Here is a 13,920-nt window from a genome sequence, read left to right as displayed (position 1 = left end):
TTTTCTTCCTCAAACGACCGAAAGCGAACGGTGGAAACCGCAGCCCTCATCGTCGTGCTTGTCATCGCGCTGGCACTGTTCTTCGACTTCACCAACGGGTTTCACGACACCGCGAACGCGATGGCCACGCCCATCGCCACCGGTGCGCTGAAGCCCAAGACCGCCGTCCTCCTCGCGGCCGTCCTGAACCTCATCGGAGCCTTCCTCTCGACGGAGGTCTCGAAGACGATCTCGGGTGGCATCATCAAGGAGGACGCGATCATCGCCGCCGGCGCCGATCTCTTCCTCTCGCTGATCTTCGCCGGACTCATCGGCGCCATCACCTGGAACATGCTGACGTGGCTCCTCGGCCTGCCGTCGAGCTCCTCGCACGCCCTGTTCGGCGGACTGATCGGGGCCACGCTCGTGGGCGCAGGTCTCGGCGGCATCGACTTCGGCGCCGTGCTGTCGAAGATCGTGCTCCCGGCGCTGATCGCCCCGGTCACGGCCGGGATCATCGCCTTCGCGGCGACCAAGATCGCGTACTCGATCACCCGTCGATACGACGGGAAGCCCGACGGTCGCGACGGATTCCGCTGGGGCCAGATCTTCACGTCGTCGCTGGTCGCGCTCGCGCACGGCACCAACGACGCGCAGAAGACCATGGGCGTGATCACTCTCGCGATGATCACGATCGGCTGGCAGTCCGGGGCCCACCATGAGCCCGAGCTCTGGGTGATCATCGCGTGCGCCTTCACCATCGCCCTGGGTACCTACCTCGGCGGGTGGCGCATCATCCGCACGCTCGGCAAGGGGCTCACCGACGTCAAGCCCGCGCAGGGCTTCGCGGCGGAGAGCTCGACCGCCGCCACGATCCTCGCCTCGAGCGCGCTCGGATTCGCCCTCTCGACCACCCAGGTCGCCTCCGGATCGGTCATCGGCTCCGGCCTCGGACGCCGGGGGTCCACGGTGCGCTGGCGCACCGCCGGACGCATCGGCGTCGGCTGGCTGCTCACGCTGCCGGCCGCGGGTGGCGTGGGTGCACTGGCCGCTCTGCTCGTCGTGTGGCTCGGCAACTGGGGCGTCGCGATCGACGCCGTCATCGCCGTGCTCATCATCCTCGGTCTCTTCATGCGCTCGCGCCGCAACGCGGTGACGCACGCGAACGCGATGAGCGACGTCGCCGAATCCCACCTGGCGGTGGAGGTTCCCGACACGCCGCCGCCGACGCGTCGTCAGCAGCGCATCGAGCGCGCGAAGGCGGAGGCGAAGGCGCGTGCCGAGGCCAGGGAGAAGGCCAAGGCCGAGGCCAAGGCGCGGGCGAAGAAGAAGGCCGAGGCCAAGGGGGCTTCGAAGTCCGGGAAGAGCCCGAAGCCCGTGGATGCTGGCCGGGACGGAGATTCCGCATGAACGTGTCCATCGACTGGCTCGCCTTCCTCCAGGTGTTCGCCGCCGCTCTGATCGGCGCCACCGCCATCGTCACGTTCTACGCGCTCGGTCTCCGACTGCTCGTGCGCAGCGGGCGCGCTCCGGTGGTGAGCCCCGCGGAGTTCACCGATGCGATCACCGTCATCTCCGAGAAGGAGCTCAAGCGGGCGGCGAAGCAGGCCGCGAAGGCGGCCAAGAAGAGCCCGCTGACAGAGTCGCAGAAGTCGCTCTCACTCGTGGGCGCCTACGGCTGCTTCGTGATGTGCGCCGCCGCGGTCGTCGCCGGCATCCTGATCATCGTCCTCGGTCACTGACCCTCGGCCGCCGTCTCAACGCAGCAGCCCGGCCACCAGGGCGTCGACGATGTCGTCGGTCGAGGTGTCCGGATCGATCGGCGAGGTCAGCCGATCCAGCAGGAGGCCGTCGATCGCGTAGTGGAACAGCGCGATCTCGCGTCGGCCCCCGGGCAGACCCGCCGCCGCGTTGAACGCGACGTCGCCGTCGAGGCCGGCGCGCTGCCACGCTCCGAGGACCGCGGCGACCTCGGGGCGGCGGCTGCTCTCCAGACGCAGTTCGAACAGGGCGATCGTGACGTCGCGGTCGTCGCTGAGGCGTCGGACGATGTCGCGGACGTAGTCGGCGAACAGCGCCGGTCCCGGCGTGGCGGAGGCGCGGCGCTCGAGGTCCTCCGGCGTCGGAGCCAGGCGCTCTCCGATGCGCTCGACGAGTCCTGCCACGAGGGCGTCGCGGCTGCGGAAGTAGTTGGACGTGGTTCCGGTCGGGACGGCGGCGGCGACATCGACCGCGCGGTGGGTGAGTCCACGGGATCCGTCTCGCGCGAGCACGGTCAGGCCGGCATCCGCGATGGTGCGTCGTCGGCTCTCGTTCTTGGCCATGAACGAATCCTAGTGTGAGCACTACAGACGCAGTAGTCGGTGGGGGCGCATAGGCTGATGCCATGTCAGCAGGAACAGGCAGCGCGTACGCGTTCGGCCGACACCGGCCCGCGTCTCACGTCCTCATCCATGTCAGCGATCCGCACTTCCTCGCGGGAGGCGCGCGTCTCGGCGGGCGCTACGACGTCGAGGCGAACTTCGCGCGGACGCTCGCTGCGATCCGCGCCGTGCATCCGAACCCCGCCGCCATCGTCGTCACCGGTGATCTCGCCGACCTGGGGGAGCCGGACGCCTACCGCCGCCTGCGCGCCGCGGTCGAGCCGGTCGCGGCCGAGCTGGGCGCCCCGGTCATCTGGGTTGCGGGCAATCACGACGAGCGCCCTGCGCTGCGGCGCGATCTGCTCGATCTGGCGCCGACCGAGGAGCCCGTCACCGGCGTCTGGGATCTCGACGGGCTGCGCGTCGTCGCCCTGGACACGAGCGTTCCCGGGTGGCACCACGGAGATCTGGACGCGGCGCAGCGGAACTGGCTGCGAGAGGTCCTCGCCGTGCCGGCGCCGCACGGCACGCTGCTGGCGATGCATCATCCGCCGCTGCCGAGCCACCTGCCGCTCTTCGACATCCTGGAGCTGCGTCACCAGGACGAGCTCGCCGACATCATCCGGGGGAGCGATGTGCGCGGCATCCTCGCCGGGCATCTGCACTACTCCTCGCACGGCACGTTCGCCGGCGTCCCGGTGAGCGTCGCGTCTGCGACGTGCTACACGATGAACGTCGCCCTGCCGGCCGCGGACGTCAACGGGATGGATGCCGCGCAGGCCTTCCAGCTCGTGCACGTGCACCCCGACACGATCACGCACTCGGTCGTCCCGGTGACGGATGCGGCGACGGGGAGCTACTTCTCCGAGGAGTGGCTGGAGCGCATGGCGGGACTCACCCCGGAGGGGCGGCTCGAAGCCTTCTCCCGGAAACCCGGACGGTGAGCCGCGTAGACTGGACGCATCCCCCACACACTCACCCGCCACGACCCACAAGGATGTGACATGGCTTCTGCCGCGCCTGCCCTGACCCGCACCGAGACCGATTCCCTCGGGAGCATGGAGATCCCCGTCGACGCGTACTGGGGCATCCACACCGCCCGCGCCGACGCGAACTTCCCGATCACCAAACGCCCGATCTCGGTCTACCCCGATCTGGTGATCGCGCTGGCGATGGTAAAGCAGGCGAGCGCACGGGCGAACCGGGAGATCGGCGTCCTCGACCCCGAGCGTGCGGACCTCATCGACCGCGCAGCCCAGCGCGTGATCGACGGCGAGTTCCACGAGCAGTTCACCGTCGGCGTGATCCAGGGAGGTGCCGGCACCTCGACCAACATGAACGCGAACGAGGTCATCACCAACATCGCGCTCGAGATGGCGGGCCGGGAGAAGGGCGACTACGCCTTCCTCTCGCCGATCGACCACACCAACCGCAGCCAGTCGACGAACGACGTGTACCCGACGGCCGTGAAGATCGGCCTGTCGCTCACGCTGCGCTCGCTGCTCGAGGAGCTCGACCTGCTGCGCCTGTCGTTCCTCGGCAAGTCCCGCGAGTTCCACGACGTGCTCAAGGTCGGCCGCACGCAGCTGCAGGATGCCGTGCCGATGACGCTCGGGCAGGAGTTCCACGGCTTCGCGTCGACGCTCGGCTTCGATCACACCCGTCTGACCGAGAACGCCTCGCTCATGTTCGAGATCAACATGGGCGCGACGGCCATCGGCACCGGGATCACGACGCACCCGGACTACGCGCCGGCCGTGCTCAAGCACTTGCGCGAGATCACGTCGCTCGACCTGAAGACGTCGGCCGACCTCGTCGAGGCCACGAGCGACACCGGCTCGTTCATGTCGTTCTCGTCGACGCTCAAGCGCAATGCGATGAAGCTGTCGAAGATCTGCAACGACCTCCGTCTGCTCTCCTCCGGGCCGCAGGCCGGCTTCGGCGAGATCAACCTGCCCGCGATGCAGGCGGGCTCGAGCATCATGCCCGGCAAGGTCAACCCGGTCATCCCCGAGGTCGTCAACCAGGTGGCGTTCGCCGTCGCCGGCGCGGACATGACCGTCACGATGGCCGCCGAGGCCGGACAGCTGCAGCTGAACGCGTTCGAGCCCGTGATCGCGCACTCGATCTTCCAGTCCATCACCTGGATGCGTCAGGCGATGTGGACGCTGCGCGTCAACTGCGTCGACGGCATCACCGCGAACCGCGACCGCCTCGGCGCCATGGTCGGCGCCTCGGTGGGCGTCATCACCGCTCTGACGCCGTTCATCGGCTACGCGGCGGCCGCCGCCCTCGCGAAGACCGCCCTGCTGACGAACCGCAACGTGGCCGATCTGGTCGTCGAGGCCGGCCTGATGTCGCGGGAAGAGGTCGTGAAGCAGCTGTCGCCGGCGCGGCTCTCCGGTCTCGAGGCGATCACGGCGGCGATCCCCGTGATCACGCCGGAGGACCTGGTCGAGATCTGAGTCGACACACGCAGAAGGGGACGGATGCCGCTCGCATCCGTCCCCTTCTGCGTGTGAGCGAGTGCGCTCAGTCGGTGATGCGGCAGTGGGTGGTGAGCTCCCCGATCCCGTCGATGCCGACCGTGACCGTCGAGTGGTCGCGCAGGAAGATCTGCGGATCGCGGGAGTAACCGGCGCCGCCCGGGCTTCCGGTGGAGATCAGGGTGCCCGGCGGGAGGGTCACGGACTGCGACAGATGCGCGATCAGTTCGGCGACCGATCGCACCATCTGCCCGGTGCTGGCGTCCTGCACGGTGTGCCCGTCGACGACCGCCCAGATGTGCAGGTCCTGCGGATCGGCGATCTCGTCGGCGGTGACGGCGAACGGGCCGGTCGGCGTGAAGCCGTCGAACGACTTGCACCGGCACCACTGAGCCTCGGAGAACTGGATGTTCCGAGCGGTGATGTCGTTGACCACGGTGTAGCCCCAGACGTGCGAGAGCGCCTCGGCCTCGCTCACGTCCTTCGCGGGCGCTCCGATGATCACCCCGAGCTCCGCCTCGTAGTCGACGGCCTCGCTGAGGTCGCGGCTCCACGACGTGGTCTGCTCGTGGCCGGTCAGGGAGTTCGGCCAGAGCGTGAAGACGGTCGGCGCGGCATCGGTCTTGAGGCCGAGCTCGCTGGAGTGCGCGGCGTAGTTGAGCCCGACGGCCAGGACCGCCGGGGGAGCGAGCACCGCGGAGGAGAACTCCCAGTCGCCGAGCGGATGCCGCGGTGCGATGCCACCGGCCAGAGCAATCCGCAGCTCGTCGAGCACCCCGTCACCTCTCTCGATGAGCTGCTGCAGAGTCGCAGGAGCATCGTTGAGGAGATCAGAGACGAGGATGGCGTCCGAATCCTGGATCACGGCGAGAACCGCGAGAGGGGAGTCCGGACGGCGCAGATGAGCGAACCGCATGGTTCTACGCTACCCGGTGGCGCGGGACCGCCGCGTGGAGGACTTCGCCAGAACGAAGCGATATCGCTTGTGCCCCATATGCTTCAGCTATGAGTTTCGGAGGACCTCCCCAGCAGCCGCAGCAGCCGTCGCCCTACACGCCGCCGCCCGCGCAGCCCGCGAATCCGCCGCAGTACGCTGCTCCGCAGTACTCCTCTCCGCAGTACGCGCAGTCGCCGTACACCCCTCCGCAGTTCTCGGCGCAGCCGGCATACGCGTCCGCTCTGGCGCAGCCGACGCCGTACACGCCGCCCGCGCCTGTCGCGCCCGCCCCGGCACCGTCGCTGCCGGCGCTCCCGGTGCCGACGAAGAAGGGGCGCACCGTCTCGCTGTGGCTGTTCGCGTTCCTGGGCTTCCTGCTCCTGGCGCTCATCGGCTACTTCGGCTGGGCGCTGGGACCGATGGCATCCGTGATCGGTCTGGTGCTCGCCCTCATCCCGCTGACGATCGTCTTCCTCGGTGTGCGGATGATCGACCGCTGGGATCCCGAGCCGAAGCGTCTCGTCATCTTCGCGATCGCCTGGGGCGCCGTCGCGGCGATCGGCCTCACGCTCCTCGTCGACATCGGCCTGACCTTCCTGGTCGGCCTGCGCGACGACACGTTCTCCGCGGTCGTGCAGGCGCCGATCGTGGAGGAGTTCTGGAAGGGCCTCGGAGTCTTCCTGATCTTCCTCGTGGCCCGTCGGGCGTTCGACGGCCCGGTCGACGGCGTCGTGTACGGCGCCCTGGTCGGCGCCGGGTTCGCCTTCACCGAGAACATCCAGTACTTCGCGATCAGTCTGATCGAGGGCGGCGGGTCGCAGCTCACGGTCACCTTCGTGGTGCGCGCGCTGCTCTCTCCCTTCGCGCACGCGATGTTCACCGCCTTGACCGGTTTCGCGATCGGCCTCGCCGCACGACGGTACTCCTCGGCGGGAGTCGCGCTCGGAGCGGGACTCCTCGGCATGCTGGGGGCGATCCTCCTGCATGCACTGTGGAACGGATCCGCCACGTTCGCGGATTTCTTCGGCCTGTACTTCACGCTTCAGGTGCCGCTCTTCCTCGGCTTCATCTTCGGGATCATCGCGTTGCGCAGAGAGGAGGCGCGACTGACGAAGTCGCGTCTCGGCGAGTACGCGGCCGCGGGCTGGTTCACGCCCGAGGAGGTCACGATGCTGGCGACGCCGGCCGGACGCAAGGTCGGACTCACCTGGGCGGCGCAGCTGCGCGGCGATCGGCGACCGCTCATGCGCGAGTTCATCAAGGACGCGACGGCCCTCGCGGCGGTCCGGCAGCGGGCGATCACCGGACGGGATCCGCTGGCCGCCGAGGATGAGCGGGCGTTGCTCATCCGCACGAGGGCGACCAGGGCGGCCCTGCTCGCATACTGACGTTCCGGGCGTACCCTTCTCGCAGGAGAGGCGGTGCGCGATGACCACGTTCGCATTGATCCATGGCGGTGGCGACGTCGGCTGGTCGTGGCATCTCGTGGCCGCGGCGTTGGCGGCACGGGGACACGACGTGGTGGCGCCCGACCTCCCGGCCGACGACGACGCGCTCACCCTCGAGGACTACGCGGACGCGGTCGTGGCGGCCGTCGGGGACCGACGCGACGTGGTCGTGGTCGGGCACTCGTTCGGGGGCTTCACAGCGCCTATCGTCGCCGCGCGGCTCCCTGCCGACGCCCTGGTGCTGCTGGCCGGGATGATCCCCACCCCGGGGGAGCCTCCGGAGGACTGGTGGGAGGCGAGCGGGTACGGCATCGCCGTCGGCGAGCAGTCCGCCCGCGACGGCGGCCTGACCGGCAACGACGACCCGTATGTGAGCTTCTATCACGACGTCCCGCGCGAACTGGCCGACGAGGCGCTGAGCAGGGAGCGCGCGCACCCCTCTGCGGCGGCGATGGCGGCGCCCTGGCCGCTCGCGGAATGGCCCGACGTGCCGACACGGTTCATCGTGTGCGCAGATGACCGCTTCTTCCCGGCGGACTTCCTCCGCGATCTGGCGCGCCGACGCCTCGGCATCCTCGCGGACGAGGTGCCCGGCGGCCACTGCGCCATGCTGAGCCGGCCGGAGGAGATCGCCGAGCTGCTGGTGAGCTACGCGGACGAGGTCCGATAGCAAGACTCAGCGCCCGGTGCTGCGGCGATGCCTGCATGTCTCCCGGGCGCTGAGTTGGTCTGTAAACAGGGTGCACCCGGCCCTGCGGGGTGTCAAGGGTCAGTTGGGTCGGGCTCGACGATCACGGTCAGCGCGACGTCGGCGCAGGCGAACCGGGGGAGCTCCGCCCACCGTCCGCTGCGCACCGCATCGCCGGTCGCGCACCGCGGGTCCGTCGAGACCACGACGCGACCGATGCCGTTGATGAGGGTGACCTCGCGACCGAGAGCGGCGAAGCGGGGTAGGAGATCCCGCTCGACCTCGGCGACGAGCATGTCGAGCCCCGCGACGCCGATGCGCACGCCGTCGACCTCCGCGGGTGCGGCGACCGTGATGGTGTACTCGTCGCTGCACAGGTAGTCGACGTACGGTCCGGCGATGTGCGGCTCGCCCGTCTCCATCGGGAGGCGGTACCACTCGAGTGCGCTGTAGTCGATGTTCTCCTTGTTGAGAGACTGCGCGGCGAGCACCAGCTGCCGGCGATCCTCGCCCTGCCACCAGGCGAGGTGGTTGCGGGCGTCGGACGGCAGATCGATCGCCGCGATGAATCCGGCACCGTAGACGGGGGCATCCCGGAGGCCGAGCGTTCGGAGCGCGTGCGGCTCCACGAGCGCGTCGATCCGGGAGCTGGTCAGCGGGCCGGAGCTCTTCGCCTCGGCGACCTGGGCGGCGAACGGTCCGACCCAGCCGAGGAGCGTGCGTATCGGCGAGGAGAAGTACTCCTCGACGATGGTCGCGGCGGCGCGGGTCGCGGTGCCGGTTCCTGTCGTCATCGTGTCCTCCGGGTGGCGTTCTCCGGCATCGTCAGCCGTTCCTCGGGTGCGCCTGCAGCTGGATCAGGGCGTCGATGATCTCCGCGACCATCGTGTCGGTGCGCGCGCCGGCGGCGTCGGCGTCGGCCGTTCCGACCGCGTCGACGACCGCGGCGAGGTGCGCAGCCTGCCGGCGCTGGTCCTCCGACGTGTGCGCGACGAGCCGCAGGTACGGCGAGAACTCCGCCTGCAGCTTCATCTGCTCGCGCGTCAGCCGCGCCGACTGGCTCAGCGCGACGATCTCGATCTGGACGTCATCCAGGAGGCGCCGCTGCGATTCGCCGTCGAGCTCGTCGAGTCGCTCCATCCGTCGCCGGACCTGCTGGGCCTCTGACGCATCGGCTCGTCGTGCCGCGAGACGCACGCCCGCTCCGGTGATGGCGGCGTAGTGGGCGCCGAGGTCGCGGAGTGCCACCCGGGACGACGAGCGGACGGATTCGCGCGCGAAGGAGAGGGGATCGGCGTGCGCGGCGACGAAGCTGCCGCCGTTCCTTCCGCGGCGCGTGACCACCAGTCCGCGTTCGCGGATCGCGAGCAGGGCCTCGCGGACGGTGACCGGCGCCACTCCGAGGCTCCTCGCCAGCTCGGCTTCCGAGGGGAGGCGCTCGCCGGCGCGCAGGTGGCCGCGCGTGATGGCGTCGACCAGTCGGCGCTCCACGAGCTCGGCGCGACCCTCGTCGCCGATCGGCTGGAACAGCACGCCCTGCAGGCGGTGAGGATGCTGGCGCGCCGGAGCTGCGCTGGGCGCAGGCGCGACGGAATCGGCGACCTCCTGAGGTGACGAAACCGATTCCATCCTGCGATTCTGCCTTGTCATCAGCCGCTTGTCGAAGTGTTCGCTGTGAGCAGGTGCCCCCGCGTTGACCCGTCAGCGCGGCTCGGGTTGGATGGAGGCATGACTGATCGCACAAAGCCCGAGTTCGACGCCCCCACCGGCCCCGCCCCCGCGGAGCTCGTCATCCGCGACCTCATCGAGGGTGACGGAGCCGAGGCGAAGCCCGGTGACACCGTGACCGTCCACTACGCCGGCGTCGAGTTCGACTCCGGCGAGGAGTTCGACTCGTCCTGGGGTCGCGGCGAGACCATTCAGTTCCCCCTCCGCGGCCTGATCCAGGGCTGGCAGGACGGCATCCCCGGCATGAAGGTCGGCGGACGCCGCGAGCTGGTCATCCCGCCGCACCTCGCATACGGTCCCGTCGGAGGCGGCCACTTCCTCTCCGGCAAGACGCTGATCTTCATCATCGATCTCGTCGCCGTCGGCTGAGTCCGCACGATGCCGGATGAGGCGCCTCGCTCCTTCGGGAGCGGGGCGCCTCTTCTGTGCCGAAGAGATCTGCATGCACGGGAATATATGCGCCTGAATGCAAGTTGGAACGGATGATGCCGCGCACGCGGCCCCTGTCCCTTGCCGCAGAAGCGGCTGACGTCTCCAGAGGAGAAAACATGACCAGCATCGACATCCCCGGTTACCGCTCCGGCACCTGGGTCCTCGACCCCGCGCACAGCGAGGTGACCTTCAGCGTCCGCCACATGATGATCTCCAAGGTGCGCGGGACGTTCGGCGTCAAGAACGCCACGCTGATCGCCCCGGAGAACCCGCTGGAGGCCAAGGTCGAGGCCTCCGTCGACGTCACCTCGATCGACACGAACGACGAGGGTCGCGATGCGCACCTCCGTTCCGGTGACTTCTTCGACACCGAGAACTTCCCGACCATGGAGTTCGTCTCCACCGGCGCGCACGTCAAGGGCGACGAGCTGTTCGTCGACGGAGACCTCACCATCCGCGGCATCACCAAGCCCGTCAGCTTCGAGCTCGACTTCGGCGGCTTCGGCACCGACCCCTACGGCAACTACAAGGCCGGAGCATCCGCCAAGACCGTGATCAACCGCGAGGACTTCGGTCTCACCTGGAACGCCGCACTCGAGACCGGCGGCGTGCTCGTCGGCAAGGACGTGACGATCAACCTCGACCTGCAGGGCGCTCTGCAGCAGGACTGATCGCGTCAGATCGCACTCGGAGAACCCCGGGCCTCAGGGCTCGGGGTTCTCTGCGTCGTAGTCGTGGAATCGACCGCTGCGGCGTGCCAGCAGAGCGACCAGCGCGATCACGAGGATGCCGCCGAGCAGCGGGGGGAACCAGAGTGCGGTCACGGTCGCGAGCGTGCCGGCGTAGAGGGCTCCGACGCGCGGCCCACCGGTGACCACGACGATGAAGACACCCTGAAGCCGCCCGCGCATGGTGTCGGGCACAGCCGCCTGCATCATCGTGTTGCGGTAGATCGAGCTGACGTTGTCCGAGGCGCCGGAGAGGGCGAGCGCGACGCATGCCGCGACGATCAGCGCGACATGAGGGGAGTGCTCGGTCGCGGAGCCGGAGAGGGCGCCGATGAGCAGCACGACCCCGAACAGGAGGATCGAGGCCCCGTAGGCCTCGACGGCCCGCTCGATGCCGCGGCCGTGCCAGCGGTAGTGCACCACGCGGCCGGACAGGAGGCTCGACGCGAACGTGCCGACGGCGACCGCCGCGGTCAGGATTCCCGTCGTGACGGCTCCGCCGCCGAGGATCACCGTCCCGAGCGCGGGGAAGAGCACCAGCGGCTGCCCGAAGGTCATCGCGATGATGTCGATGATGTACTGCGTGCGGATGTTGCTCGCCCGGCGCAGGAATCGCCATCCGTCGACGAGCGATGCCAGCCCCGGACGGACGATGTCGCCCTCCGGGCGGAGCGCGGGCAGCGTCCACAGGCCGAGGAACATCGACAGCATCAGCACGACGTCGATCGCGTAGGTCCAGCCGTAGCCGGTGAGTGCGACGAGAAGACCCGCGAGAGCGGGGCCGGCCATGACCGTGACACCGAATGCCACCCCGTTGAGTGCGGATGCCGACGCGAGCATGTCGCGCGGGATGAGGCGCGGCACGATCGCCGTGCGGGTGGCCATGCCGACCGAGTTCGCGGCGGAGTTGACGATGCTGAGCGCGTAGAGCCACCAGATCGTCTCGGCGCCGGTCCAGGTCAGAGCCGCGAGCAGTGCGGTCGAGGTGAACGTGACCGTTGCGGCGATGAGGGCGACGCGGCGGCGATCGAACGCATCGGCGAGCATTCCGCCGTAGAGGCCGGCGAGGATCATCGGGACGAGTCCCGCGACGGCGATCATCGCGACGGCGAAGGTGCTCTGCGTGAGCGCGAACACGTGCAGCATCACTGTCACGATCGTGAGCTGACCGCCGATGCCCGCGAGTGTGGAGCCGATCCACATCCGTGCGAACGCGGGGCTGGACTTCAACGGGGTGAGGTCGATCAGGTGTCCGCGCGCTGCGCTCACTCGAAGGCCCTCTTCTGCACCTTCCGAGACTAGCCGAGCGCCGACGGGTGCACTCCGGACCGCATGTCACCCGAGGAAGTCCGCGGCTGGTAGACTCTTCAGGTTGCCGTTTGATCGGCCGCGGATAAAGAGAGCCCTCGCATCAGGCGTCGGGCGCCGCGCAACAAGCTGAAAGGGGATCGAATCTATGGCACTGGAAGCAGACGTCAAGAAGGCGATCATCGAAGAGTACGCGACGCACCCCGGTGACACCGGATCCCCCGAGGTGCAGGTCGCAATGCTGACGCAGCGCATCAAGGACCTCACCGAGCACCTCAAGGAGCACAAGCACGACCACCACTCGCGTCGTGGGCTGTTCCTGCTCGTCGGTCAGCGCCGTCGTCTGCTCGGCTACCTCCAGGACATCGACATCGAGCGCTACCGCTCGCTGATCGAGCGTCTCGGACTCCGCCGATAAGGCAGAGCGAACCCAGCGTTCAATCGCGCAGAACATTCTTGAGAAGGCCGCCCCACGGTGTGGGGCGGCCTTCATCGCGTCCGGGGAGGGTTGACGTCTCAAAAGGTTTCCATTAGGAAAGTAGTAGAGCTTTCCACCTGGAAAGAGGAAGCCGAGGTTCGCCATGGAGCAGAGGCCGATGCACGGATCCGGGCCGCTCGACCCTCCGTCTCCTGAGGTCGCACGACTCTACCTCGACGAGATCGAGGTGATCGAGCAGCGCCGTGAGGAGCGGATCGACCGGCGCGCCGTCGCCTGGCAGTCGATCGTCACGGCGGTGGTGACCGCGGCCATCTTCACCGCGTATCTCCTGGTCGTGCGGGCGGAGGCGTCTGCCGCACAGCCGCTTCTCTTCCTTCTCCTCGTCACATCGCAGATCATCGCGGGCGTGGGCGAGCGGAACGGTCTGCAGTGGCGCACTCCACGGTCCACACGGTGGTACATGGTCTTCGTCGTCCTCTTCGCCCTCGCGGTCGTCGGAACGTTCTTCGCCCTGCTGATCTCACCCGAAGCGCGACCGATGTGGGCGTATTTCATCCCCGGCGCGATCATGCTCGTCGGATTCGGAGGGGTCGGAGTCGCTCAGCTCTGGAAGACGCGCGGAAGCGCTCCCGCCGCACGCCCCGCGCGCGATCCGATCCCGCTCGGGACGCGCATCGCCACGGCATCCGTCGGGCTGCTGCTGGCGCTGGCCACGCTGTCGATCGGCGTCGGCGATGATCTGACCACGTCCATCGTGACGCTGGTGCTGATGATGATCGTCGTCGGCTGGTTCATCGCGTGGAGGACGGATGCCGGACCGGCCGCTCTCGGCAGGTACTGGCGATGGCCGCAGTTCCTGGCGTACGCGCTGACCGTCGTGGTGATGCTGTGGGCGAACGTGCAGACGGTCTACTCGGGGCCGATGGCGACGTCGACCTACCTCCTCTGCGGCGCCCTGGTCGCTGCCCTGCTGATCGGATCCGCCGTGCTCCCGGAGCAGCGGCGCGCGCGCGACAGTCGACGGTCATGATGGCTGATCGTGTGGAGGCTCGAGGCCCCGCGCATCCGAGAACCCGCCTCGACGACAACTTCTCCACGCCCATCCGTTTCTCCCTGATGGCGTCGCTCGGCGAGGGGATCGAGCTCGACTTCGCCACTCTCGCGGAGATCCTGCAGGCGAGCGACTCCGCCCTCAGCAAGGCGATCAGTCATCTGCAGCAGGCCGGCTACGTCACCGGCCGCAAGGGATACGTGGGCACCCGCCCGCGCACGTGGGTGCGCTCGACCGCAGCGGGGCTCAGCGCCTTCGACGGGCACCTGCGTGCACTGCGCGAGATCGTCGAGCTCGGCGGGCAGCGGATGCCCTGAGCTCCTCTGCTGTGCC

16 protein-coding genes are annotated in these 13,920 nt (G+C 68.8%); 11 read left to right on the top strand and 5 right to left on the bottom strand.

The window, feature by feature from the left end:
* Nucleotides 1-30 precede the first annotated feature (30 nt).
* Both DC434_RS10505 and DC434_RS10500 read left to right on the top strand, forming a co-directional pair.
* Nucleotides 31-1,389 (top strand): inorganic phosphate transporter, encoded by a 1,359-nt coding sequence (locus DC434_RS10505; protein WP_116635217.1) that lies wholly within the window; start codon nucleotides 31-33, stop codon nucleotides 1,387-1,389.
* Nucleotides 1,386-1,721 (top strand): peptidase, encoded by a 336-nt coding sequence (locus DC434_RS10500; RefSeq protein WP_116635216.1) that lies wholly within the window; start codon nucleotides 1,386-1,388, stop codon nucleotides 1,719-1,721. Before DC434_RS10505 ends, DC434_RS10500 begins: the two co-directional genes overlap by 4 nt.
* 15 nt (nucleotides 1,722-1,736) lie before the next feature.
* Here the strand turns inward: DC434_RS10500 and DC434_RS10495 are convergent, their stop codons facing one another.
* On the bottom strand, nucleotides 1,737-2,303 hold the full coding sequence (locus DC434_RS10495) for a TetR/AcrR family transcriptional regulator (RefSeq protein WP_116635215.1): 567 nt from the start codon (nucleotides 2,301-2,303) through the stop codon (nucleotides 1,737-1,739).
* A gap of 62 nt (nucleotides 2,304-2,365) precedes the next feature.
* On the opposite strand from DC434_RS10495, the gene DC434_RS10490 reads away from it, so the two are divergent.
* The gene (locus DC434_RS10490; protein ID WP_116635214.1) at nucleotides 2,366-3,286 is read left to right on the top strand and encodes a phosphodiesterase; all 921 of its coding nucleotides are present in this window, start codon (nucleotides 2,366-2,368) and stop codon (nucleotides 3,284-3,286) included.
* Nucleotides 3,287-3,346: 60 nt separating this feature from the next.
* The gene (locus tag DC434_RS10485; protein ID WP_116635213.1) at nucleotides 3,347-4,807 is read left to right on the top strand and encodes an aspartate ammonia-lyase; all 1,461 of its coding nucleotides are present in this window, start codon (nucleotides 3,347-3,349) and stop codon (nucleotides 4,805-4,807) included.
* Between the two features lie 67 nt (nucleotides 4,808-4,874).
* Here the strand turns inward: DC434_RS10485 and DC434_RS10480 are convergent, their stop codons facing one another.
* On the bottom strand, nucleotides 4,875-5,744 hold the full coding sequence (locus DC434_RS10480; protein WP_116635212.1) for a fumarylacetoacetate hydrolase family protein: 870 nt from the start codon (nucleotides 5,742-5,744) through the stop codon (nucleotides 4,875-4,877).
* Between the two features lie 89 nt (nucleotides 5,745-5,833).
* Here DC434_RS10480 and DC434_RS10475 point away from each other — a divergent pair, with 89 nt between their 5' ends.
* The gene (locus DC434_RS10475; RefSeq protein ID WP_116635211.1) at nucleotides 5,834-7,153 is read left to right on the top strand and encodes a PrsW family intramembrane metalloprotease; all 1,320 of its coding nucleotides are present in this window, start codon (nucleotides 5,834-5,836) and stop codon (nucleotides 7,151-7,153) included.
* Nucleotides 7,154-7,193: 40 nt separating this feature from the next.
* Complete coding sequence (locus DC434_RS10470; RefSeq protein ID WP_116635210.1) at nucleotides 7,194-7,883, top strand: alpha/beta hydrolase; 690 nt, start codon at nucleotides 7,194-7,196, stop codon at nucleotides 7,881-7,883.
* 92 nt (nucleotides 7,884-7,975) lie between these two features.
* Here the strand turns inward: DC434_RS10470 and DC434_RS10465 are convergent, their stop codons facing one another.
* Both DC434_RS10465 and DC434_RS10460 read right to left on the bottom strand, forming a co-directional pair.
* A complete protein-coding gene (locus DC434_RS10465) occupies nucleotides 7,976-8,695 on the bottom strand; it encodes a cache domain-containing protein (protein WP_116635209.1) in 720 nt (239 codons plus the stop codon).
* 31 nt (nucleotides 8,696-8,726) lie between these two features.
* Nucleotides 8,727-9,530 (bottom strand): GntR family transcriptional regulator, encoded by an 804-nt coding sequence (locus tag DC434_RS10460; protein ID WP_116635208.1) that lies wholly within the window; start codon nucleotides 9,528-9,530, stop codon nucleotides 8,727-8,729.
* A gap of 99 nt (nucleotides 9,531-9,629) precedes the next feature.
* On the opposite strand from DC434_RS10460, the gene DC434_RS10455 reads away from it, so the two are divergent.
* Nucleotides 9,630-9,998, top strand: a complete 369-nt coding sequence (locus DC434_RS10455) for an FKBP-type peptidyl-prolyl cis-trans isomerase (protein ID WP_116635207.1) — start codon at nucleotides 9,630-9,632, stop codon at nucleotides 9,996-9,998.
* 179 nt (nucleotides 9,999-10,177) lie between these two features.
* The gene (locus DC434_RS10450; RefSeq protein ID WP_116635206.1) at nucleotides 10,178-10,732 is read left to right on the top strand and encodes a YceI family protein; all 555 of its coding nucleotides are present in this window, start codon (nucleotides 10,178-10,180) and stop codon (nucleotides 10,730-10,732) included.
* A gap of 33 nt (nucleotides 10,733-10,765) precedes the next feature.
* Here the strand turns inward: DC434_RS10450 and DC434_RS10445 are convergent, their stop codons facing one another.
* Nucleotides 10,766-12,058: an MFS transporter gene (locus DC434_RS10445; RefSeq protein ID WP_116635205.1), complete on the bottom strand. Its 1,293-nt coding sequence runs from the start codon at nucleotides 12,056-12,058 to the stop codon at nucleotides 10,766-10,768.
* Between the two features lie 187 nt (nucleotides 12,059-12,245).
* Here DC434_RS10445 and rpsO point away from each other — a divergent pair, with 187 nt between their 5' ends.
* The 3 genes from rpsO to DC434_RS10430 all read left to right on the top strand — a co-directional run bounded on the left by rpsO (nucleotide 12,246) and on the right by DC434_RS10430 (nucleotide 13,904).
* On the top strand, nucleotides 12,246-12,515 hold the full coding sequence (gene rpsO, locus DC434_RS10440) for a 30S ribosomal protein S15 (protein ID WP_055993247.1): 270 nt from the start codon (nucleotides 12,246-12,248) through the stop codon (nucleotides 12,513-12,515).
* Nucleotides 12,516-12,678: 163 nt separating this feature from the next.
* The gene (locus DC434_RS10435; RefSeq protein ID WP_116635204.1) at nucleotides 12,679-13,566 is read left to right on the top strand and encodes a hypothetical protein; all 888 of its coding nucleotides are present in this window, start codon (nucleotides 12,679-12,681) and stop codon (nucleotides 13,564-13,566) included.
* Nucleotides 13,563-13,904, top strand: a complete 342-nt coding sequence (locus DC434_RS10430; protein ID WP_243408888.1) for a transcriptional regulator — start codon at nucleotides 13,563-13,565, stop codon at nucleotides 13,902-13,904. The genes DC434_RS10435 and DC434_RS10430 overlap by 4 nt, the downstream gene beginning before the upstream one ends.
* The last annotated feature ends 16 nt before the right edge of the window (nucleotides 13,905-13,920 follow it).

Origin of the sequence: Microbacterium sp. TPD7012 (assembly GCF_003075395.1) — a bacterium.
Lineage (GTDB): Bacteria > Actinomycetota > Actinomycetes > Actinomycetales > Microbacteriaceae > Microbacterium.
This window is presented reverse-complemented; position numbering and strand designations above follow the sequence as displayed.